Source organism: Dyella sp., from assembly GCF_035685805.1.
Classification (GTDB): Bacteria; Pseudomonadota; Gammaproteobacteria; order Xanthomonadales; family Rhodanobacteraceae; genus Dyella_A.
Genome location: NZ_DASSAB010000038.1, coordinates 1 through 20,716 on the forward strand (window position 1 = coordinate 1; position 20,716 = coordinate 20,716).

General features: G+C 66.5%; 16 protein-coding genes. 8 read left to right on the forward strand and 8 right to left on the reverse strand.

Annotated elements, in window-relative coordinates; translation table 11 throughout:
* The 3 genes from ahpF to VFG40_RS09810 all read right to left on the reverse strand — a co-directional run.
* Positions 1-1,312 (reverse strand): alkyl hydroperoxide reductase subunit F (gene ahpF, locus VFG40_RS09800; protein ID WP_324897170.1); only part of this gene is annotated, 1,312 nt, incomplete at its 3' end.
* A gap of 224 nt (positions 1,313-1,536) precedes the next feature.
* Positions 1,537-2,100 (reverse strand): alkyl hydroperoxide reductase subunit C, encoded by a 564-nt coding sequence (gene ahpC, locus VFG40_RS09805; RefSeq protein ID WP_324897171.1) that lies wholly within the window; start codon positions 2,098-2,100, stop codon positions 1,537-1,539.
* Positions 2,101-2,214: 114 nt separating this feature from the next.
* Entirely contained in the window at positions 2,215-3,477 is a 1,263-nt protein-coding gene (locus VFG40_RS09810) for a citrate synthase family protein (RefSeq protein WP_324897172.1), read from the reverse strand.
* A gap of 478 nt (positions 3,478-3,955) precedes the next feature.
* On the opposite strand from VFG40_RS09810, the gene prpB reads away from it, so the two are divergent.
* From prpB to VFG40_RS09825, 3 genes are all read left to right on the forward strand, one after another.
* The gene (gene prpB / locus VFG40_RS09815; protein WP_324897173.1) at positions 3,956-4,840 is read left to right on the forward strand and encodes a methylisocitrate lyase; all 885 of its coding nucleotides are present in this window, start codon (positions 3,956-3,958) and stop codon (positions 4,838-4,840) included.
* 97 nt (positions 4,841-4,937) lie between these two features.
* The gene (gene prpC, locus VFG40_RS09820; RefSeq protein ID WP_324897174.1) at positions 4,938-6,083 is read left to right on the forward strand and encodes a bifunctional 2-methylcitrate synthase/citrate synthase; all 1,146 of its coding nucleotides are present in this window, start codon (positions 4,938-4,940) and stop codon (positions 6,081-6,083) included.
* A 153-nt stretch (positions 6,084-6,236) separates the two neighbouring features.
* Entirely contained in the window at positions 6,237-7,103 is an 867-nt protein-coding gene (locus VFG40_RS09825; RefSeq protein WP_324897175.1) for a putative outer membrane beta-barrel protein, read from the forward strand.
* An 8-nt stretch (positions 7,104-7,111) separates the two neighbouring features.
* Here VFG40_RS09825 and VFG40_RS09830 read toward each other — a convergent pair whose 3' ends face one another.
* Positions 7,112-7,795, reverse strand: a complete 684-nt coding sequence (locus tag VFG40_RS09830; protein WP_324897176.1) for a TerC family protein — start codon at positions 7,793-7,795, stop codon at positions 7,112-7,114.
* Positions 7,796-8,196: 401 nt separating this feature from the next.
* Here VFG40_RS09830 and acnD point away from each other — a divergent pair, with 401 nt between their 5' ends.
* The 5 genes from acnD (at position 8,197) to VFG40_RS09855 (ending at position 16,802) form a co-directional block, all read left to right on the forward strand.
* A complete protein-coding gene (acnD, locus tag VFG40_RS09835) occupies positions 8,197-10,791 on the forward strand; it encodes a Fe/S-dependent 2-methylisocitrate dehydratase AcnD (RefSeq protein WP_324897411.1) in 2,595 nt (864 codons plus the stop codon).
* 522 nt (positions 10,792-11,313) lie between these two features.
* Positions 11,314-12,498 (forward strand): 2-methylaconitate cis-trans isomerase PrpF, encoded by a 1,185-nt coding sequence (gene prpF, locus VFG40_RS09840; RefSeq protein WP_324897412.1) that lies wholly within the window; start codon positions 11,314-11,316, stop codon positions 12,496-12,498.
* Between the two features lie 125 nt (positions 12,499-12,623).
* Entirely contained in the window at positions 12,624-14,075 is a 1,452-nt protein-coding gene (locus tag VFG40_RS09845) for a bifunctional 2-methylcitrate dehydratase/aconitate hydratase (RefSeq protein WP_324897177.1), read from the forward strand.
* A gap of 147 nt (positions 14,076-14,222) precedes the next feature.
* Entirely contained in the window at positions 14,223-15,374 is a 1,152-nt protein-coding gene (locus VFG40_RS09850) for an OmpA family protein (RefSeq protein WP_324897178.1), read from the forward strand.
* 288 nt (positions 15,375-15,662) lie between these two features.
* Positions 15,663-16,802, forward strand: a complete 1,140-nt coding sequence (locus tag VFG40_RS09855; RefSeq protein WP_324897179.1) for an OmpA family protein — start codon at positions 15,663-15,665, stop codon at positions 16,800-16,802.
* A gap of 183 nt (positions 16,803-16,985) precedes the next feature.
* Here VFG40_RS09855 and VFG40_RS09860 read toward each other — a convergent pair whose 3' ends face one another.
* From VFG40_RS09860 to VFG40_RS09875, 4 genes are read right to left on the reverse strand one after another with little or no spacing between them, the layout of a single operon-like run.
* Positions 16,986-18,074, reverse strand: a complete 1,089-nt coding sequence (locus VFG40_RS09860) for an SAM-dependent methyltransferase (RefSeq protein WP_324897180.1) — start codon at positions 18,072-18,074, stop codon at positions 16,986-16,988.
* Complete coding sequence (locus VFG40_RS09865; RefSeq protein WP_324897181.1) at positions 18,071-18,868, reverse strand: DUF1295 domain-containing protein; 798 nt, start codon at positions 18,866-18,868, stop codon at positions 18,071-18,073. Before VFG40_RS09865 ends, VFG40_RS09860 begins: the two co-directional genes overlap by 4 nt.
* Positions 18,858-19,409 carry a DUF2878 domain-containing protein gene (locus tag VFG40_RS09870; RefSeq protein WP_324897182.1) on the reverse strand — a complete coding sequence of 184 codons (552 nt, stop codon included), beginning with the start codon at positions 19,407-19,409 and terminating at the stop codon, positions 18,858-18,860. Before VFG40_RS09870 ends, VFG40_RS09865 begins: the two co-directional genes overlap by 11 nt.
* A gap of 10 nt (positions 19,410-19,419) precedes the next feature.
* Complete coding sequence (locus VFG40_RS09875) at positions 19,420-20,688, reverse strand: class I SAM-dependent methyltransferase (protein WP_324897413.1); 1,269 nt, start codon at positions 20,686-20,688, stop codon at positions 19,420-19,422.
* Positions 20,689-20,716 lie beyond the last annotated feature (28 nt).

Consider the following 20,716-nt stretch of genomic DNA (forward strand, 5'->3'; position numbering starts at 1 on the left):
GCTCGACGCCATCCACGCGGCTCTTGTAGCGCAGGCCGTTGACCTTCTGGCCGTCACCGGTGATCTCGGTGGTCTGCGCGTTGGTGACGATAGTCGCATTCGGCAGGCTGCGCAGCTTGCGCTGAAGCACTTCGTCGGCGCGCAGCTGGCTGTCGAACTCGAGCACGGTGACGTGGCTGACGAGACCGGCCAGATCGATCGCCGCCTCCACGCCGGAGTTGCCGCCGCCGATCACCGCCACGCGCTTGCCTTTGAACAGCGGGCCATCGCAGTGCGGGCAGTAGGCTACGCCCTTGTTGCGGTACTGCTCTTCACCCGGCACGTTCATCTGCCGCCAGCGCGCGCCGGTGGAGAGGATCACGGTCTTGGACCTCAGCGTGGCCCCGTTTTCGAGCTGCACCTGAACCAAGCCGTCGGTGGTCTCGCTGGCCGGGATCAGCTTGCTGGCGCGCTGCAGGTTCATGATGTCGACCTCGTGCTCGCGCACGTTATGCTCGAGCGCGGCAGACAGCTGCGGGCCCTCGGTGTGGGCCACCGAGATCAGGTTCTCGATGCCCATCGTGTCCAGCACCTGGCCACCAAAGCGCTCGGCCGCGACGCCCGTGTGGATGCCCTTGCGAGCGCTGTAGATGGCCGCTGCGGCACCGGCCGGGCCGCCGCCGACGATGAGCACGTCGAACGCCTTCTTGGCCTTCAGCTTCTCGGCATCGCGCTTGCTGGCGCCGGTGTCGATCTTCGCGACGATCTGCTCCAGGCTCATGCGGCCCTGGTCGAACACTTCGCCGTTGAGGTAGACGGTGGGCACCGACATCACCTGGCGTGCGTCCACCTCGTCCTGGAACAGCGCGCCGTCGATGGCGACGTGCTTGATCTTCGGGTTCAGCACGCTCATCAGGTTGAGCGCCTGCACCACGTCCGGGCAGTTCTGGCAGGACTGCGAGAAATAGGTCTCGAAGGCGAACTCGCCGTCGATGTTCTGCACCTGCTCGATCACGTCCTGCGTGGTCTTGGACGGATGGCCACCGACTTGCAGCAGGGCGAGCACCAGCGAGGTGAATTCATGGCCCATCGGGATGCCGGCGAAGCGCACGCCGATGTCCGTGCCCACGCGATTGATCGCGAACGAGGGCTTGCGTGCGTCGTCGTCGCGACGCACCAGGGTGATCTTGTCCGAGAGCGTGGCGATTTCCTGCAGCAGCTCGTGCAGCTCGGCGGACTTGGCGCCGTCGTCGAGCGACTCGACGATCTCGAGCGGCTGCGTGACCTTCTCGAGGTAGGCCTTCAACTGGGCGGAGAGATTGGCGTCCAACATGGCAGTTTCCCTGGTAATGGGGTGGTTTCGGGGAGCGGCGGGGGGAGGCCGGCTCGTCCGACGTTGTCTTGCATCGATGCATTCGAAGCGGGTGTCGCGCGGCGATCGGCAGCGCTGCTCAGCGGCTGGGGCCGGTCGCCTGCAGTTCTGGCTCCCGCATGGGAGCGGCCCGACGAGGCGGGCAGCGCGCGCACCTTGGTAGTGCGCGCGCTTTCTGACGGCCTTTAGATCTTGCCGACCAGGTCCAGCGACGGGGCGAGGGTCTTCTCGCCTTCCTTCCACTTGGCCGGGCACACCTCGTTCGGGTGTGCGGCAACGTACTGGGCAGCCTTGAGCTTGCGCAGCGTCTCGGTGACGTCGCGGGCGATCGCGTTGTCGTGGATTTCCAGCGTCTTGATCACGCCTTCCGGGTTGATGATGAAGGTGCCGCGCAGGGCCAGGCCTTCCTCTTCGATGTGCACGTCGAACGCGCGGGTCAGCTGGTGGGTCGGGTCGCCGACCAGGGCGAACTTGGCCTTGCCGACCGCCGGCGAGGTCTCGTGCCACACCTTGTGCGAGAAGTGCGTGTCGGTGGTGACGATGTAGACCTCGGCACCGACCTTCTGGAACTCGGGGTAATGGTCGGCGGCGTCCTCGACCTCGGTCGGGCAATTGAAGGTGAAGGCGGCGGGCATGAAGATCACCACGGACCACTTGCCCTTCATGTCGGCGTCGGACACTTCGATGAACTTGCCATTCTTGTAGGCCTGCGCCTTGAAGGGCTTCACTTCGGTATTGATCAGGGACATGGCTGCTTTCCTGTAGGTTGATGGGACGGAGGGGTGGAACCGTTGATGCACAACGATACGGGGTTGAGCTCGATATATCTAATTGATACTCGGGATCATGGCGATTGATGGGTGCTATCGATCTGCGGGGCGGTGGGGCACGATGCCTGCGTAGGTTGCACGAGGCCGGATCAAGCCGCCGTCGGCGCGCTGCTCCAGCGCATGCGCCAGCCAGCCAGCCATGCGGCCGGCCGCGAACAGCGCTAGCGCGGCCTCGACCGACCGGCCATAGATGATGGCAATGGCTGCCAGGGCAAAGTCCAGGCTGGGCGGGAGGCCGCCCTGCTGTTGCACGGCATCTGCGAGCTGCAGCATCCCGCGCAGGGCCGCCCGTCGCGGATGCAGTGTCTGCAGCTGAGCCAGCAGCAGCGCCGCGCGCGGATCGCCTTCGGGATACAGCCGGTGGCCGAAACCGGCCAGAGCTTCGCCGCGACGAAGGTAACCACGCACCAGGTCCCCCGGTTGCCGCTGGCGCAGGCTCTGAACGATCAGGGCGTGTGCACGGGCGGTGGCACCACCGTGCAGCGGGCCGGACAGTGCGGCCAACCCTGCGCTGGCACAGGCATGCAGGCTGGCGCCGGTGGATGCGGCCACGCGCGCGGCGAATGCCGATGCATTCAACTCGTGGTCGGCGCACAGCACCAGCGCACTGCGCACCAGCGCAGGCAGCTCCGCCGCCGCGGGCGCCCAGTGCGCGGCGATGCCGGCATGGATGGGGCGGCCATCGGGACGTCGTCCGCACAGCAGGGCCGCGCTTTCGCGCAGCAGCAGGGCGGCGCCGAGGCGTTCCTGTTCCGCATCGGCGGCATGCGGGCAGGGTGCCGCAAGGGCCAGCAACGGCAGCGCGGCGGCCGCGCGTTCCAGCGGCGGAAGATCCCGCTGGCGCAGGAGGCCCGCCACGGCAGCAGGCCACGTCCTCGGCGGACGATCGGCGAACGGGTCGTGCTCTCGCGCGTCCCAGAGCAGCCGGGCAGTGTCCTCCAGCGTCGCACCGGCCGATGCCAGCGCCAGCGCGGACTGGCCACGGTAGTAGTGCCCGTGCGGGCGGATCAGCGAGATCCGCGTCTCCATCACCGGCAGCCCCCAGGTGAGGCTGTGGGCTGCGCCCTGCGCCGCGCCTCGCCCGGCCAGCCGGCGCTCGATGAGTGCGGCGATGTCGTCGGCCCGGTACACGCGACTGCGGCCGTCGGGGCCGGGGCGCGAATGGATCTTGCCGCGGCTCACATAGGCGTAGAGCGTGGCCAGGCTGACCCCCAGCCGGTCTGCGGCGGTGGAGGCGGAGAGGTAGTCGGTCGCCATGCCGACATATTGATTGACAAGATCAAGATTGATCAACATGTCTGGCCATCATTAAAGTGGCGCTCCCCTTGGTTGGTGGAGCTCGCGTGGCTGATCCACACCCCCTTGCTGCGGGCTCGCGATGCGCCGGTCACCCACCGCCGTTGCCCCACATGGCGTCTGATCAAGGCGCCGAGCGCGCCGCAGCGGGGCGAGTGGTGCAGGCCGGCCGTGTGCGAAAGCCATCGGGAAACCGGTTCACAGCGACCTGGCTTCGCGGCATCACGGCACATCCGGCCGCGGTCCCGCGCTGCGACGTCGTTGGCCGGATGCCGTTCACCGCATGCGGGCCGCGCGGCGGCACGGATCTCGCGTCGTGTCGAACGATGCGGCGGGCAGTGTCATTCGCCGCGCCCTGCGCCGCATTCCCCGCGACGTCGGCCGCCTGCGGCGTCCACCGGTGCGGCATCGCCGGCGAGCACGTCGCGCGCGCGGCACCGACGCCATCGCCTACAATCAACAGTTTAGGAGAACCCGCATGACAGCCAACGCATCCGCCGGTGCACGCTTGCGCGCCGCGCTCTCGGAAGAAACCCCGCTGCAGGTGATGGGCGCCATCACCGCCTACGCCGGGTTGATGGCAAAGCGGGTGGGCTACAAGGCGCTGTACCTGTCTGGTGGCGGCGTGGCAGCCAATTCGCTGGGCATGCCCGACCTCGGCATCAGCACCATGGAAGACGTGCTCACCGACGCGCGACGCATCGTCGATGCAACCGGGATGCCGCTGCTGGTCGACATTGATACCGGCTGGGGCGGCGCCTTCAACATCGGCCGCACGATCCGCTCGTTCATCAACGTGGGTGTGGCGGCGGTGCACATCGAGGACCAGGTCGGGCAGAAGCGCTGCGGTCACCGCCCGGGCAAGGAGGTGGTGTCGAAGCAGGAGATGGTCGACCGCGTGAAGTCCGCCGTCGATGCCCGCACCGATGCCGGCTTCGTGATCATGGCGCGCACCGACGCGGCCGCTGCCGAGGGCATCGACGCGGCAATCGATCGCGCCTGCGCCTACGTCGAGGCCGGCGCGGACATGATCTTCCCCGAGGCGATGAAGACGCTGGACGACTATCGGCGCTTCAAGGCGGCAGTGAAGGTGCCGATTCTGGCCAACCTCACCGAGTTCGGCTCCACCCCGTTCTTCACCACCGACGAGCTGCGCTCGGCCCAGGTGGACATCGCGCTGTACTGCTGCGGCGCCTATCGGGCCATGAACAAGGCCGCGCTGAACTTCTACGAGACGGTGCGCCGCGAAGGCACCCAGAAAAATCTCGTCGACACGCTGCAGACGCGTGCGGAGCTTTACGACTTCCTCGGCTATCACGCCTACGAGGACAAGCTCGACGCACTGTTCACCAGGAAGGATTGACCGGCGGGGCACCGGCCGCACCTCGGCCGGTGCTCCGCGCCACGCATCCACGGGCATGCCGCCGGCCGCCCGCGACATCCGCACCAGGAGATTCACCATGACCGAGCAAACCCTGCCCAAGCCGAAGAAATCCGTCGCGCTGTCCGGCGTTGCCGCCGGCAACACCGCACTGTGCACCGTCGGGCGCAGCGGCAACGATCTGCACTACCGCGGTTACGACATCCACGACCTGGCGGCCAAGGGCTGCTTCGAGGAAGTGGCGCACCTGCTGGTGTACGGCGTGCTGCCCACCTGGACCGAGCTGCACAACTACAAGGCGCGGCTGAAGCGCCTGCGCGGTCTGCCGGCGCCGGTGAAGGGCGCGCTGGAGCTGCTGCCGGCCGCCACCCATCCGATGGACGTGCTGCGCACAGGTTGTTCGATGCTGGGCACGGTGCTGCCGGAGAAGGACGACCACAGCGTCACCGGCGCGCGTGAGATCGCCGATCGCCTGATGGCCTCTTTCGGCTCGATGCTGCTGTACTGGTACCACTTCAGCCACAACGGCAAGCGCATCGAAACCGAGACCGACGACGACTCCATCGCCGCGCATTTCCTGCACCTGCTGCACGGCAAAAAGGCCAGCGAGCTGCACGCGCAGGCGCTGGACAAGTCGCTGGTGCTGTATGCCGAGCACGAGTTCAATGCCTCCACCTTTGCCTCGCGCGTGATTGCCGGCACTGGGTCGGACATGTACTCGGCGATCACCGGCGCGATCGGCGCGCTGCGCGGGCCCAAGCACGGCGGCGCCAACGAAGTGGCAATGGAGATCATCGCCCGCTATCGCAGCGCCGATGAAGCCGAGGCGGACATCCGCGCCCGCGTCGAGCGGAAGGAAATCATCATCGGCTTCGGCCACCCGGTGTACACGGTGTCCGACCCGCGCAACGAGATCATCAAGGAGATCTCGCGCAAGCTCTGCACCGAGGGCGGCAATCCGACCCTGTTCGACGTCTCCGAGCGCATCGAAACGGTGATGGGAGAGATCAAGAAGATGTTCCCGAACCTGGACTGGTACTCGGCCAGCGCGTACCACATGATGGGCGTGCCCACGGCCATGTTCACGCCGCTGTTCGTCATCTCGCGCACCTCGGGCTGGAGCGCCCACGTCATCGAGCAGCGCCAGGACGGCAAGATCATTCGCCCCAGCGCGAACTACACCGGTCCGGAAGACCAGAGCTACACGCCGATCGACAAGCGCTGAGCCCCGCCGCGCGCTGATCGCCACCGAGCGCCCGCCACTGAGCGGGCGCTTTTTCTTGCACCGTGAGTGCGCCGTGGGCGCGCTCTCCACCACCGCTGCACGTTGCGCTGTCCATCCTCGCGGCTCCTCGTTTTCTGTTACGGAGCCCCAGGCATGTCATCGAGTTTTTCTTCTCCCGCCCGCGCATCGCTGCGCATCGCCTTGCTGTCGGTGCTGCCCCTGGCGGCGTGGAGTTCGGCTTCGCTGGCGCAGGATACGGCGTCGCCCGCGCTGGATCGCGCGTCGGTGCGGCTGGGCGGTTACTTCGCCAATGTCGACACCGACATCGGCGCCAGCGACAACGGCGGCATCGCCACCGGCACCTTCAATCTTGAAGACGATCTGGGCTTCGACAAGCGCGAGAGCGTGCCGCGCGCGCGCGCCGATTTCCTGATCGGCGAGCATCAGGGGCTGGCGCTGGATTACTACAGCATCGAACGCAGCCGCACCGCCTCGCTCTCGCGCAGCATCACCTACGACGACGTCACTTACGCGGCCAACGCGTCGGTGCGCGGCAAACTGGATTTCGACTTCGGCAGCGTGGGCTGGCGCTGGTGGTTCGGCCACGGCGACGACGCCTTCGGTCTCGGCCTGGGCGGCGCCTGGTACCAGATCGATACGCGGCTGAGCGGGCAGGGCGCGCTCACCGGGTTGCCCGATGGCCCGATGACTGCGTCGGTGGATACGGCGAGCAAGGACAGCGCATGGGCGCCGATGCTGCAGCTGGGCTGGCGGCACGCCTTCAACGACCAGTGGCGCATGTACCTGGACGCGTCCGGGGTGAAGAAGAACGGCGGCCGTCTCAGCGGCCACATCTACAACGCCGCGCTGGGCGTCGAGTGGCTGCCGTGGGAACACGTCGGCTTCGGTGCCGAATACAACATCAGCCAGATCAAGCTGGACTGGCGCCGCAGCAACTACACCGCCCATCTGGACATGCGCCTGAACGGTCCGTCGATGTACGTGAAGTTCCGCTTCTGACGCCCCGGTCAGGGCTCTTGCGGGCGGGTGCGCCGGCGCTGTGCCACCAGCCACCCGCCCCCGCAGATCGTCACCACCAGCAACACATCCAGCCCGTACTGCGCCCACGGACGCGGCGTAAACCACGCACTGACGAGGTGGTCGTGGGCGATCATGCGGGCCGCCGTCCACGCGATGGCGCCGGCGCCGATGTAGATGATCACCGGGAAGCGGCCGATCAGTTTCAGGATCAGCGTGCTGCCCCACACCACCAGCGGCACGCTGATCAGCAGCCCCAGGACCACCAGGCCCAGGTGGCCTTTCGAGGCGCCGGCGATGGCCAGCACGTTGTCCAGCCCCATCAGTGCATCGGCCACCACGATCGTGCGCAGTGCCGACCAGAAATTGTCTCCCGGGCTGATGTCCGGGTTCTCGTCCTCGTGCTTGAGCAGCTTCCAGGCGATCGGCAGCAGCAGCAGCCCGCCGGCCAGCATCAGGCCCGGCAGCTTCAGCAGGTAGACCACCACGGCAGTCAGCGCCACCCGCACGGCGACCGCGCCGAAGGTGCCCCAGAACACCGCCTTCTTCTGCAGTCGCGGGGGCAGGTTGCGCGCGGCAAGCGCAATCACGATCGCGTTGTCGCCGGCCAGCACGAGGTCGAGCAGGACGATGGCGAGCAGGCCGGAGAAGAATTCGGGGGAGGGGAAATCCATGCGGGTCGATTCCTGCGCGCGAGACAAGGCAATAATCACGGCCGCACGCAGCCCCGTGATTACCGCAAAAGTCTCGTTCGCGGCCGGGCCGCTGCAGTAACCGGGGCGGTGCTCCGCCCGTGATGACGACCACTGCACGGACGCCTGCTGGGCGGGCGTCCGGAACTACTCCCCTTTGGGATAAGTAGCGCGACATTCTGGAAGCGGTGCGGGGCGCCGGTCAAGCGCCCGACGCTTAAGGTAACCGGTGTCTGGCCTTACAATAGACGGCGCACTTGCGCGCTTGTGCCCGCGCTTCCCGTCGAGAGCTTCCCGCCGCCGGCGCGGTCTCCGGCAAGGCAGCGTCGACCCGCTGCGCTGCGCGAGCCGCGCCGGACCACCCTCAAGGATTCCCGATGCCGATGAACACCGCCTACCGCCGCGCCCTTGCCGGCACGTCGCTGGACTATTTCAACGCGCGCGCTGCCGTGGACGCGATCCAGCCCGGCGCCTATGACGCGCTGCCTTACGTATCGCGCGTGCTGGCGGAAAACCTGGTGCGTCGCTGCGACCCGGCCATGCTCGGCGAAGCGCTGGGGCAGATCGTCGAACGGCGGCGCGATCGCGATTTCCCCTGGTTTCCGGCGCGCGTGGTGTGCCACGACATTCTCGGGCAGACCGCGCTGGTCGACCTGGCCGGGCTGCGCGACGCGATCGCCGAGGGCGGTGGCGATCCGGCCAAGGTGAATCCGGTGGTGCCGGTGCAGCTGATCGTCGATCACTCGCTGGCGGTGGAGTGCGGCGGCTTCGACCCCGGCGCCTTCGCCAAGAACCGGGCGATCGAGGATCGCCGCAACGAAGACCGGTTCCATTTCATCGAATGGAGCAAGCGGGCGTTCGAGAACGTGGACGTGATTCCCCCGGGCAACGGGATCATGCACCAGATCAATCTGGAGAAGATGTCGCCGGTGATCGGCGTCGCCGACGGCGTGGCCTACCCCGACACCTGCGTGGGCACCGACAGCCACACGCCGCACGTCGACGCGCTGGGCGTCATCGCGGTGGGCGTGGGCGGCCTGGAGGCCGAGAGCGTGATGCTGGGGCGCGCCTCGTGGATGCGCCTGCCGGACATCATCGGCGTGGAGCTGACCGGCCGCCCGCAGCCAGGCATTACTGCGACCGACATCGTGCTGGCGCTGACGGAGTTCCTGCGCGCGTCCAGGGTGGTCGGGGCCTGGCTGGAGTTCCGCGGCGAAGGTGCCGCGGCGCTGACACTGGGCGATCGCGCCACGATCTCGAACATGGCCCCCGAATACGGCGCCACCGCGGCCATGTTCTACATCGACCAGCAGACCCTCGACTACCTGCGCCTCACCGGGCGCAGTGACGAGCAGGTCGGTCTGGTGGAAACCTACGCGAAGGCGACGGGCCTGTGGGCGGATGCGCTCGCAGGCGCCCAGTACGAGCGCTCGTTGACGTTCGATCTCGCCTCGGTGGTGCGCAACATGGCCGGCCCATCCAATCCGCACAAGCGGCTGCCGACGTCCGATCTCGCCGCGCGCGGCATCGCCGGCCAGTGGACCGAGCAGCCGGGCCGGATGCCCGACGGCGCGGTGATCATCGCCGCCATCACCAGCTGCACCAACACCAGCAACCCGCGCAACGTGATCGCGGCGGCGCTGCTGGCGCGCAACGCCAACGCGCGCGGTCTCACTCGCAAGCCGTGGGTGAAGAGCTCGCTGGCGCCCGGCTCCAAGGCGGTGGAGCTGTACCTGAAGGAGGCGAACCTGCTGCCGGAGCTGGAGAAGCTCGGCTTCGGCATCGTCGGCTTCGCCTGTACCACCTGCAACGGCATGTCCGGCGCGCTCGATCAGGCGATCCAGAAGGAGATTGTCGAGCGCGACCTGTATTCCACCGCCGTGCTTTCGGGCAACCGCAACTTCGACGGTCGCATCCACCCGTATGCCAAGCAGGCCTTCCTGGCTTCGCCCCCGCTGGTGGTTGCCTATGCGATTGCCGGCACCATCCGGTTCGACATCGAGCAGGACGTGCTGGGCATCGACAACGACGGCAAGCCGGTGACGCTCAAGGACATCTGGCCCAGCGACGAGGAGATCGACGCGATCGTGGCCTCCAGCGTGAAGCCGGAGCAGTTCCGCTCGGTCTACGAGCCGATGTTCGCCCGCAAGGGCCTGGCCGGCGCGCGTGCCACGCCGCTGTACGACTGGCGTGCGCAAAGCACCTACATCCGCCGCCCTCCGTACTGGGAGGGTACCTTTGCCGGGCCGCGCGGCCTCAAGGGCATGCGTCCGCTGGCGGTACTCGGCGACAACATCACCACCGACCACCTGTCGCCGTCCAACGCGATCCTGCCGACCAGCGCGGCGGGTGAGTACCTGGCCAAGATGGGCCTGCCGGAAGAGGACTTCAATTCGTACGCAACCCACCGCGGCGACCACCTGACCGCGCAGCGCGCCACCTTCGCCAATCCCACCCTGGTCAACGAGATGGCGGTGGTCGACGGCGAAGTGAAGCGGGGCTCGCTGGCCCGGGTGGAGCCGGAAGGCAAGGTCATGCGGATGTGGGAAGCGATCGAGACCTACATGGAGCGCAAGCAGCCGCTGATCGTGATTGCCGGGGCCGACTACGGCCAGGGCTCGTCGCGCGACTGGGCCGCCAAGGGCGTGAGCCTCGCGGGTGTGGAGGCAATCGCGGCCGAGGGCTTCGAACGCATCCACCGCACCAACCTTATCGGCATGGGCGTGCTGCCGCTGGAGTTCAAGCCCGGCACCAACCGCAAGACGCTGGGCATCGACGGCAGCGAAACCTTCGACGTGCTGGGTGCACGCACGCCGCGCGCCGACCTCACGCTGGTGATCCACCGCACCAGCGGCGAGCGCGTCGAGGTGCCGGTGACCTGTCGCCTGGACACCGCCGAGGAGGTGTCGATCTACGAGGCGGGTGGCGTGCTACAGCGTTTCGCGCAGGACTTCCTCGAGGCGTCGCAGGCGGCATGAGTCGGATCGCGGAGCCGCGGCTGTTCTTCGCGAACATGCCGCGACCGGCCATGGTGGATTACGTTGCTGCCTTGTGGGCGCGGCTCGGTCTGGCCAAGCGCTCGGCAAGCGCCCTGTTCGTGCCGGCTGACCTGCATCAGTCGTCCTCCGAGCGCATTTTCCTGCCGACCGACGCCGAGGCGCAGGGGCATATCCAGTGGACGATGCGCGCGCGGAGTCCCGAAGGCATTCACCGCGTTGCTCAAGGAAGTGCAGGATCGCCTCGTTCAAGCAGGATTCGGCCACATCGCCACCGGGGTGACACCGCACATCATCCTGAGCTACCGCACCGCCGAGCCGGTGGGCAAGATCGTGGTCGATCCGCCCATCCGCTGGACCATCGACGAGCTGTGTCTCGTCGTCGGTGGTGGGCTTCCTTACCGCTACGACATCATCGGCCGCTGGCCGTTGCTGCCTGAAGTCGATCCCCCGCCACGCCGTCCCACTTGTTCTGGCCCGGCGCGAGCACCTCTGGAGATTCCCATGTCGCATGCTGCACAGATACGCATTCCCGCCACCTACATGCGCGGCGGCACCAGCAAGGGCGTGTTCTTCCGCCTTGAAGATTTGCCCGAAGCCGCGCGGGCGCCAGGCCCGGTGCGTGATGCGCTGCTGCTGCGCGTGATAGGTAGTCCCGATCCCTATGCCAAGCAGATCGATGGCATGGGCGGCGCCTCGTCCAGTACCAGCAAGACGGTGATCGTCTCACCCAGCAAGCGGCCCGATCATGATGTGGACTACTTGTTCGGCCAGGTGGCCATCGACCGGGCTTTTGTCGACTGGAGCGGCAACTGCGGCAACCTGTCGGCAGCGGTGGGGCCTTTCGCGATTGGTGCCGGTCTGGTCGATCCTGCACGCGTGCCGCGCGATGGCATCGCAGTGGTGCGGATCTGGCAGGCCAATATCGGCAAGACCATCATTGCCCACGTGCCGATGACCGGCGGCGCAGTGCAGGAAACCGGCGATTTCGAACTGGATGGCGTGACCTTTCCCGCTGCCGAAGTGCCGCTGGAATTCATCGATCCGGCAGCCGAAGAGGACGGCGCGGGTGGCGCGATGTTTCCGACAGGCCATCTGGTCGACGAGCTCGAGGTGCCGGGCGTGGGCACGCTCAAGGCTACCTTGATCAATGCCGGCATTCCCACGATCTTCGTCGAGGCTTCGGCCATCGGCTACACCGGCACGGAATTGCAGGACGCCATCAACGGCAACGACAACGCGCTGGCGATGTTCGAGACCATCCGCGCGCATGGTGCGCTGCGTATGGGACTGATCGGCTCGCTGGCGGAGATCGCCACGCGCCAGCACACGCCGAAAGTCGCCTTCGTGGCGCCGCCGGCGGATTACGTCGCATCGAGCGGCCGGGCTGTTGCACGAGACGAGATCGATCTGCTGGTGCGTGCCATGTCGATGGGCAAGCTGCACCACGCCATGATGGGCACAGCGGCGGTGGCAATCGGTACCGCCGCTGCCATTCCCGGCACGCTGGTAAACGCCGCCGCCGGCGGTGGCGAGCGACACGCCGTGCGTTTTGGCCATCCATCCGGCACTTTGCGGGTGGGCGCCGAAGCGGCGCTGGTTGACGGCAGATGGACCGTCACCAAGGCGATCATGAGTCGGAGTGCGCGGGTGTTGATGGAAGGGTGGGTGCGCGTTCCTCTGCAGTAAGCGGCCTGCAGGCGTCTTTGCGCCGCGCAGACGCCGGATCCGTAAGCTGTTGGCAGAGTGCGCCCCGATCGGGCGCGAGGCGGTGGTGCCGATGCGGTGGCCGCCTGACGCCAGGAGTCGAATGCATGACCACCCACGACAGCCGCTCTGCCAGACGTCCCGATCCGGACCAGCCGCTGGTGGATGTCGCCGACTATGTCGTCGATCACGTGATCGATTCCAGCGAGGCATACGATACCGCGCGTCTCATGCTGCTCGACTCACTCGCCAGCGCGATGCTGGCGATGAAGTTTCCGGAGTGCGTGAAGCATCTCGGGCCGATCGTGCCGGGGGCGACGTTGCCCGGTGGCTCGCGGGTCCCGGGCACCAGCCACGAACTCGACCCGGTGCAGGCAGCCTTCGCCATCGGCACGCAGATCCGTTGGCTGGACTTCAACGACACCTGGCTTGCCGCCGAGTGGGGGCATCCATCGGACAACCTCGGAGCGATCCTGGCGGTCGCCGACTACCTCGATCGTCGCGCGCAACGCGATGGCGGTACAGAACTGACCGTCCGCGACGTGCTGACCTGGGCCATCAAGGCGCACGAGATCCAGGGCTGCTACGCGTTGAAGAACAGCTTCAATCGGGTCGGGCAGGATCACGTGATTCTGGTGCGGCTGGCCTCCACCGCGGTGGCGACGGCCATGTTGGGCGGCACCAGGCAGCAGATCGTCGCCGCCGTGTCCAACAGCTGGATCGACAACGGCGCGCTGCGCACCTATCGGCACGCACCCAACGCGGGACCACGCAAGAGCTGGGCAGCGGGAGATGCCTGCCGCCGCGCGGTGATCCACGCCATCAATGCGGTGGAGCGCGGCGTGGCCGGCTATCCGTCCGCGCTGAGCGCTCCGACCTGGGGCTACTACGACGTGGCCTTCCACGGCCGCCCGTTCGAATTCGAGCGCACGTTCGGCAGCTATGTCATGGAGAACGTGCTGTTCAAGATCAGCTATCCAGCCGAATTCCACGCACAGACGGCAGTGGAATGCGCCATGCAGCTGCACGATCGTGTGGTGGACCGGATCGATCAGATCGAAAAGGTGGTGATCGAAACCCAGGAGGCAGGTCAGCGCATCATCGACAAGACCGGTCCACTGGCCAATTATGCCGATCGCGACCATTGCATTCAGTACATGGTGGCGGTGCCGCTGTTGTTTGGCCGTCTCCGTGCCGAAGATTACGGCGACGACGTAGCGTCCGATTCGCGCATCGACGCGTTGCGGGAGCGAATGATCGTGCGCGAGAATCCTCAATTCACCCGCGATTATCAGGACCCCGACAGGCGCTATATCGGTAATGCCGTCGAAGTCTTTTTCAGGGACGGCTCAAGCACGGGGCGGGTCGCCATCGATGTGCCGATAGGGCATCGCAAGCGGCGGGCAGAGGGCGTGCCGTTGCTGCTGAAGAAGTTCCAGAACGCGGTGCGGGCTCACTTTCCGGCCCAGCGTGCCGCGCTCATCGAGCAGGCTTGCAGCGACGCTCAAACGCTGGATTCGATGCGCGTTCAGCGTTTCGTGGAACTTTTCACATTGTAAAGACGGCGTGACCCGATAATCGCTTTTGTCTTAAGGGTGCCGGCCGCAAAGGGTTTTTCAAAGCTGACGTGGAGCGTTTGCTCCGTTCGAATGGTTTTGTTCGCGGCCCCTGAAGATCTGATTCGGAAACCACCAAGGAGACACCTGATGAAACGTAAGGGCTTGTATTTTCTGATTGCTTTGGCCCTGGGCGGCGTAGGTGCCGTTCACGCGCAGGATATGGCGCCGGCCGACAATGCCTCGAGCATGGACTCGTCGAGCATGGACTCGTCGAGCTATGACGATCGCTGGTACATCGCGCCGACCATTGGTGGGTATTACAACGATACCGATCGCAACACGAACAGCCGCCAGATCTATTACGGGCTGGGCGTGGGCCGCTTCATTTCGCCGAATGCATCGATCGATCTGTTCGTCGACCGCACCAAGCGCGACGTGGATGCCGCCGTCGGCGGCGGCAGCTGGTCGAACAACAGCTTCGGCGTCGCAGCCCGCTTCTACAGCGGCGACTGGAACGCATGGCGTCCGTACGTGCTGGCCGGTGTGATGGGCAGCAACCACCACAATCGCGGCGACCAGGGCTTCTCGCCGGCTGCCGAGCTGGGCGTGGGCGTATCCAAGACGGTGACCGACAGCTCGGACGTCCGCATCGAGACCGGCTACCGTTACGACTGGGACGACAAGAGCCAGCCGGCGCAGGACGGCTACGGCGACTGGTTCCTGGGCTTCAGCATCGTGTCGCGCTTCGGCGCGCCGCCGGCGGCTCCGGCACCGGAAGCGGCCCCGGTGGCTCCGGCCACCCCGGACTGCTCCACGCTGGACAGCGACAACGACCAGGTCAACGACTGCGATGACAAGTGCCCGGCCACGGCGGCTGGCACCATCGTGGGCCCGGATGGCTGCCCGCAGAAGGTGGTGATCGACCTGCGCGGCGTGAACTTCAAGTTCGACTACCCGAAGAAGGGTCACGTCGACGCTTCGGAGATCGCCAAGTCGCTGGCTGAGCCGAGCTCCGATTCGGTCGCCATCCTTGACCAGGCCGTGGACACCCTGCAGCGCTACCCGCAGGTGCACGTGACCGTCGCCGGCTACACCGATGCCATCGGCACGGACGCATACAACCAGGGCCTGTCGGAGCGTCGCGCGAAGATCGTGTACGACTACCTGACCGGGCACGGCATCGATGCGAGCCGTCTGGAAGGCCCGATCGGCCACGGCGAGAACAACCCGGTCGCTCCCAACGACACCGAGCAGGGTCGCGCCCGTAACCGTCGCACGGAGCTGCAGGTTCAGCAGTAAGCGCAGGCACTTGCAGTAGCAAAAAGGGGCCCGGCATCGCCGGGCCCTTTTCTTTTTGCCGGTGAGTCCCTCGTTTGATCGTGGTTCCTGAACAAGACCTCACCGTCTGAGCGAGGTTTCAGTACGCGGCATTCCCGTACTTAACGGTTTTGATACACTTGCGTCCGCTTGCGGTGCGAATGCCAGGCCATGCAGGCCTGAAATACGTCGGCTTCTGCAGCTGTCCTGACGTGCGATTCCGTCTAACGTGAAACGCGTGCAAAAACAAATAATCCAAGGAGACACCTGATGAAACGTAAGGGCTTGTATTTTCTGATTGCTTTGGCCCTGGGCGGCGTGGGTGCCGCTCACGCGCAGGATATGGCGCCGGCGGACAGTGCACCGAGCATGGATTCGTCGTCGAGCTACGACGATCGCTGGTACATCGCGCCGACCATTGGTGGGTATTACAACGATACCGATCGCAACACGAACAGCCGCCAGATCTATTACGGGCTGGGCGTGGGCCGCTTCATCTCGCCGGACGCGTCGATCGACCTGTTCATCGACCGCACCAAGCGCGACGTGGATGCCGCCGTCGGCGGCGGCAGCTGGTCGAACAACAGCTATGGCGTCGCAGCCCGCTTCTATCGCGGCGAGTGGAACGCATGGCGTCCGTACGTGTTGGCCGGCGTGATGGGCAGCAACCACCACAACCGCGGTGACAGCGGCTTCTCGCCGGCTGCCGAGCTGGGCGTGGGCGTGTCCAAGACGGTGACCGACAGCTCGGACGTCCGCATCGAGACCGGCTACCGCTACGACTGGGACGACAAGAGCCAGCCGGCGCAGGACGGCTACGGCGACTGGTTCCTGGGCTTCAGCATCGTGTCGCGCTTCGGTGCGCCGCCGGCCGCTCCGGCACCGGAAGCGGCCCCGGTGGCTCCGACCACCCCGGACTGCTCCACGCTGGACAGCGACAACGACCAGGTCAACGACTGCGACGACAAGTGCCCGGCCACGCCGGCTGGCACCATCGTCGGCCCGGACGGTTGCCCGCAGAAGGTCGTGATCGACCTGCGCGGCGTGAACTTCAAGTTCGACTACCCGAAGAAGGGTGCCGTCGACGCTTCGGAGATCGCCAAGTCGCTGGCCGAGCCGAGCTCCGACTCGGTCGCCATCCTCGACCAGGCCGTGGACACCCTGCAGCGCTACCCGCAGGTGCACGTGACCGTCGCCGGCTACACCGACTCGAAGGGTACGGACGAGTACAACCAGAGCCTGTCGGAGCGTCGCGCGAAGATCGTGTACGACTACCTGACGGCGCACGGCATCGACGCGAGCCGTCTGGAAGGCCCGATCGGGCACGGCGAGAACGATCCGGTCGACACCAACGACACGGACGCCGGCCGCGCCCGTAACCGTCGCACGGAGCTGCAGGTTCAGCAGTAAGAACCGCCGCAGTAGCCACGAAGAAGCCCGGCATTGCCGGGCTTCTTTTTTTGTTTTCCCTGAAAACTGGCTGCTCGATAGCTGGCCAAGTGGCACGGCTGGCCCGGCAGGTCGTGGGCGCGTCGGCAACGCAACAAAAAGCCCGGACAGGCCGGGCTGGATTTCATGCACGCGGTACGTGGTTCATTCGGTGCGACGTTGGAACCGGTAATGTCCCACCAGCCATTCGTTGCCGCCTGCAAAACCGAACAGTTCCGCGCAGGCCATCCAGAACATGCGCCAGCGCTGGTGCCACAGCTGTGCGGCAGCCTCTCCATACGTTCCTGCCAGCACGTCGAGGATTTCCTCGCGGTGGGCATCCTGGTTGGCCAGCCAGTGATTTGAGGTCTTTTCATAATGGGTGCCGGCGAGGCGCCATTGCTGCTCGATCACCATGTGCTGCTGAAAATGCATGAAGGTATCCGCTGCCGGCATCAGGCCGCCGGTGAAGAAATGGCGCCCCATCCAGTCGTCGTCACGCTCGGTCTCGAACGGATACATCAGTTCGCGGTGGCAAAAAATGTGCACGAACAGCTTGCCGCCGGGACGCAGCCAGCTTGAAATGCGTTGCAGCAGGATCTGGTAGTTGCGCACGTGCTCGAACATCTCCACCGACACCACCCGGTCGAATTGCCCCACGTCCAGTTCGAGCCGGTTCACGTCTTCGGTGATGACCCGCACGTTGTGCAGGCCGCGCTCGCGGCAGCGCGCCTCGATGTGCTCGCGCTGGGGGCGTGAGTTGGAGACGGTCGTGATCTGCGATGTGGGAAAGCGCTCGGCCATCCACAGCGTAAGCGAGCCCCATCCGCAGCCGAGTTCGAGGATCTGTTGTCCATCTGCCAGCTCGGCCCGCTCGCCGTAGAGGGCGAGCATCTTCTCTTCGGCCTGGTCGAGCGTCTCGGTGCCTTCGGGGTAATAGCAGCTGGAATACTTGAGGCGCTCGCCCAGGCACAGTTCGAAGAACCGTGGCGGCAACTCGTAATGCTGGCGGTTGGCGGCATCGGTGTGGATCGCCAGCGGGCTCTGGCGCAGCTGTTCCAGCTGCGCCCGGAACCGCTGCCAGGTGGCCTCGGCACCACCTGCGCTCTCTTCACGCAGGCGCTGCGCGCACAGGCGGCGAATACCCAGTCGCAGCAGCGCGTCGGGAACCAGCCCCAGCTCGGCCAGGTGGGTGAGCCCGTGCTCCCGGGTCTGTTCGATGGCGTCTTGCGGTGCGGCCAGGCTGTCGGTCATGGGGTCGATCCTTGTTCTTTCGGTAGCCAGGGAATGAAGGCGCTGGTGGTGCGTTGATACTGGCGGTAGTCGTCGCCGCGGCTGCGCAGCGCCTGCGCCTCGGTAAAGGGGATGCCGGTGAAGCGGTACAGCGACACCAGCATCAGCACCGGGCCCAACCACGCCAGCCACGCGATCGGCGAACCCCAGGCCAGCAGCACGTAGGCGAACCAGTGCGTCCATTCGAAGAAATAGTTCGGGTGCCGCGAGTAGCGCCACAACCCGGTGCGGCAGGTGTGGCCGCGGTGGGCCGGCTCCCCGCGGAATCGCGCCAGCTGCCGGTCGGCGACCGACTCGCCATAAAGGCTGCCCAGCCACACCAGCGTGCCCACGATCAAGGGCGTGGAAATGCCTGCTCCGGGCGTCGCTGCCACCGCCAGGAACGGCAGCGAGAAGATCGTCGTGAACAGCGCCTGCGCTTGGAAGAAGCCGAAGAATTTGGCCTGGTTGTCCCGCCAGTGCCGGCGCAGATACTGGTAACGTCCGTCTTCGTCTTCATGCCGGATGCGCTGCAGCAGATGCAGCAACAGCCTCAGCGACCACAGCCCGGCCAGCGTTGCCATCAGGCCGCGCACGGCAGGTGATCCGTCGCCCACCAGCGCGTAGAAAACTGCGCTGAGGCCCATGGTGGCGGTCCAGATCGCGTCGACCAGCGTCGCGTCCCGGCTGCGGTACTGCACCGCCCACCCCGCCGACATGGCGGTGGCGGTAACCAGCCAGACGGTGAGGATCTGCCAGCCGAAGTCATGCCACATGTGCATGCTCCCGCGCGATGGCCGATGACGACCGCCGTTCGAATCGCTGCGCCAGCGTGATGAGCGAGGGCAGCGCAACGCACCAACCGAGGCCCAGCGCGATCATTGCCGGCGCGACGCCACGTGGAAATGCGACCGCGTGCCATCCGCGGGCCGCAGCCAGATATGCCATGGGCGCGCCGATGGCGCCGACCACCGCTGCCAGCAGCGGTCTGCCATGCAGAAAGCGGAAGCTGTGGCGCAGGGTCAGCGAGAAAGCCGCCCAGATCGAGATGATCCAGACCGGGGCCGCGTGTGCCGACGGTACGGCCGAGGCATAGGCAACCAGGTCAGTGGCCGCCAGCGCCGAATCCAGCGCCAGGCCCAGCAGCACCGCCAGCGGCATGAGCCACGCGTCGACGCGACCGTCCGGGCGGCTCAGGTACCAGACGGCGAAGGGAAGCAGCGCCAGCGGCGCAGCCCACCAGTAGCCGGTGGACGCGCCCCAGATGGCGGCAAACCACACCAGCTGGTAGGCAATGGCGTTGGCCCAGACTTTCATCGCTGCGTCGTCAGGCGGCGGCGGAAGAGGGCAGGTCGGGCAGGAACGAGGCCCGGCGGCATCCCGGCCGCGTCAGCAGCATCTGCACGTCGCCGATCGAGCGCTCGCGGAAGCCGCCCTCGCAGTACGCCAGGTAGAACTCCCACATGCGAACGAAGCGCTCGTCGTAGCCGGCGTTGATCACTTCGGCACGGCGCCCCATGAAGCGCTCGCGCCACGCCTTGAGGGTCAGCGCGTAGCTCGGCCCGATGTCCTCCAGGTGGAACAGGCGCAGGTCGCTGGACTTGCGCGCCGCGCCGAGCATTGCGCTCACCGACGGAATGAAGCTGCCGGGGAACACATAGCGCTTGATGTAGTCGACCGACTTCAGCGCCTGCTCGTAGCGGTGATCCTCGATGGTGATGGCCTGGATCAGCGCCATGCCGTCGTCCTTCAGCAGGCGCGAGATGGCGCTGAAGTAGGTCGGCATGAAGCCGGCACCGATCGCCTCGATCATCTCGATCGACACCAGCTTGTCGTAGCGGCCGGTGAGGTCGCGGTAGTCGTTGAGCAGGATCTCGACGCGGTCGCCGAGCCCCGCCTCGGCCACACGCTGGGTGGCCAGGTCGAACTGCTCGCGCGAAATCGTGGTGGTGGTGACGCGGCAGCCATAGCGGCTGGCCGCGTGGATCGCGAATCCGCCCCAGCCGGTGCCGATCTCCAGCACGTGGTCGGCTGGCGAGAGGTCGAGCTTCTGGCAGATGCGGTCGAGCTTGCGGGTGGAGGCCGTCTCCAGCGACTCGCTCTCGTCCGCGTAGATCGCCGAGGAGTACATCAGGTCCGGCGACAGGAACAGGCCGAACAGGTTGTTGCCCAGGTCGTAGTGCGCGGCGATGTTGCGCCGGCTGCCCGAGCGCGTGTTGCGGTTGAGCGCGTGCCACGCCTTCATCGCCAGTCCGCCGAGGCGCGCCAGGCCGCTTTCCATGCCGTCGAGCAGGTCGCGGTTGCGCACCATGATGCGGATCAGCGCCACCAGGTCGTCGCAGCGCCACATGCCCTCGATGTAGGCCTCGCCGGCGCCCACGCTGCCGTTGGCGGCCACCAGCCGGTAAAAGCGCGGATCGAGCACGCGCAGGTGCACGCGCAGCGGCTCCTCGCCGGCGATCGGCGTGCCCAGCTCCACCGAGTCGACCGCGTCGTCCAGGGTCAGGCGACAGCCCTTGAGCTGGCCCATCTGCGCCAGCAGGCGGCCGCGCAGCATGCGCTCCAGGCTGCCCGGCTGCGTGGCGATGGCCGGCATCTCCTCGGCGGCGGTGCTCAATTCGATA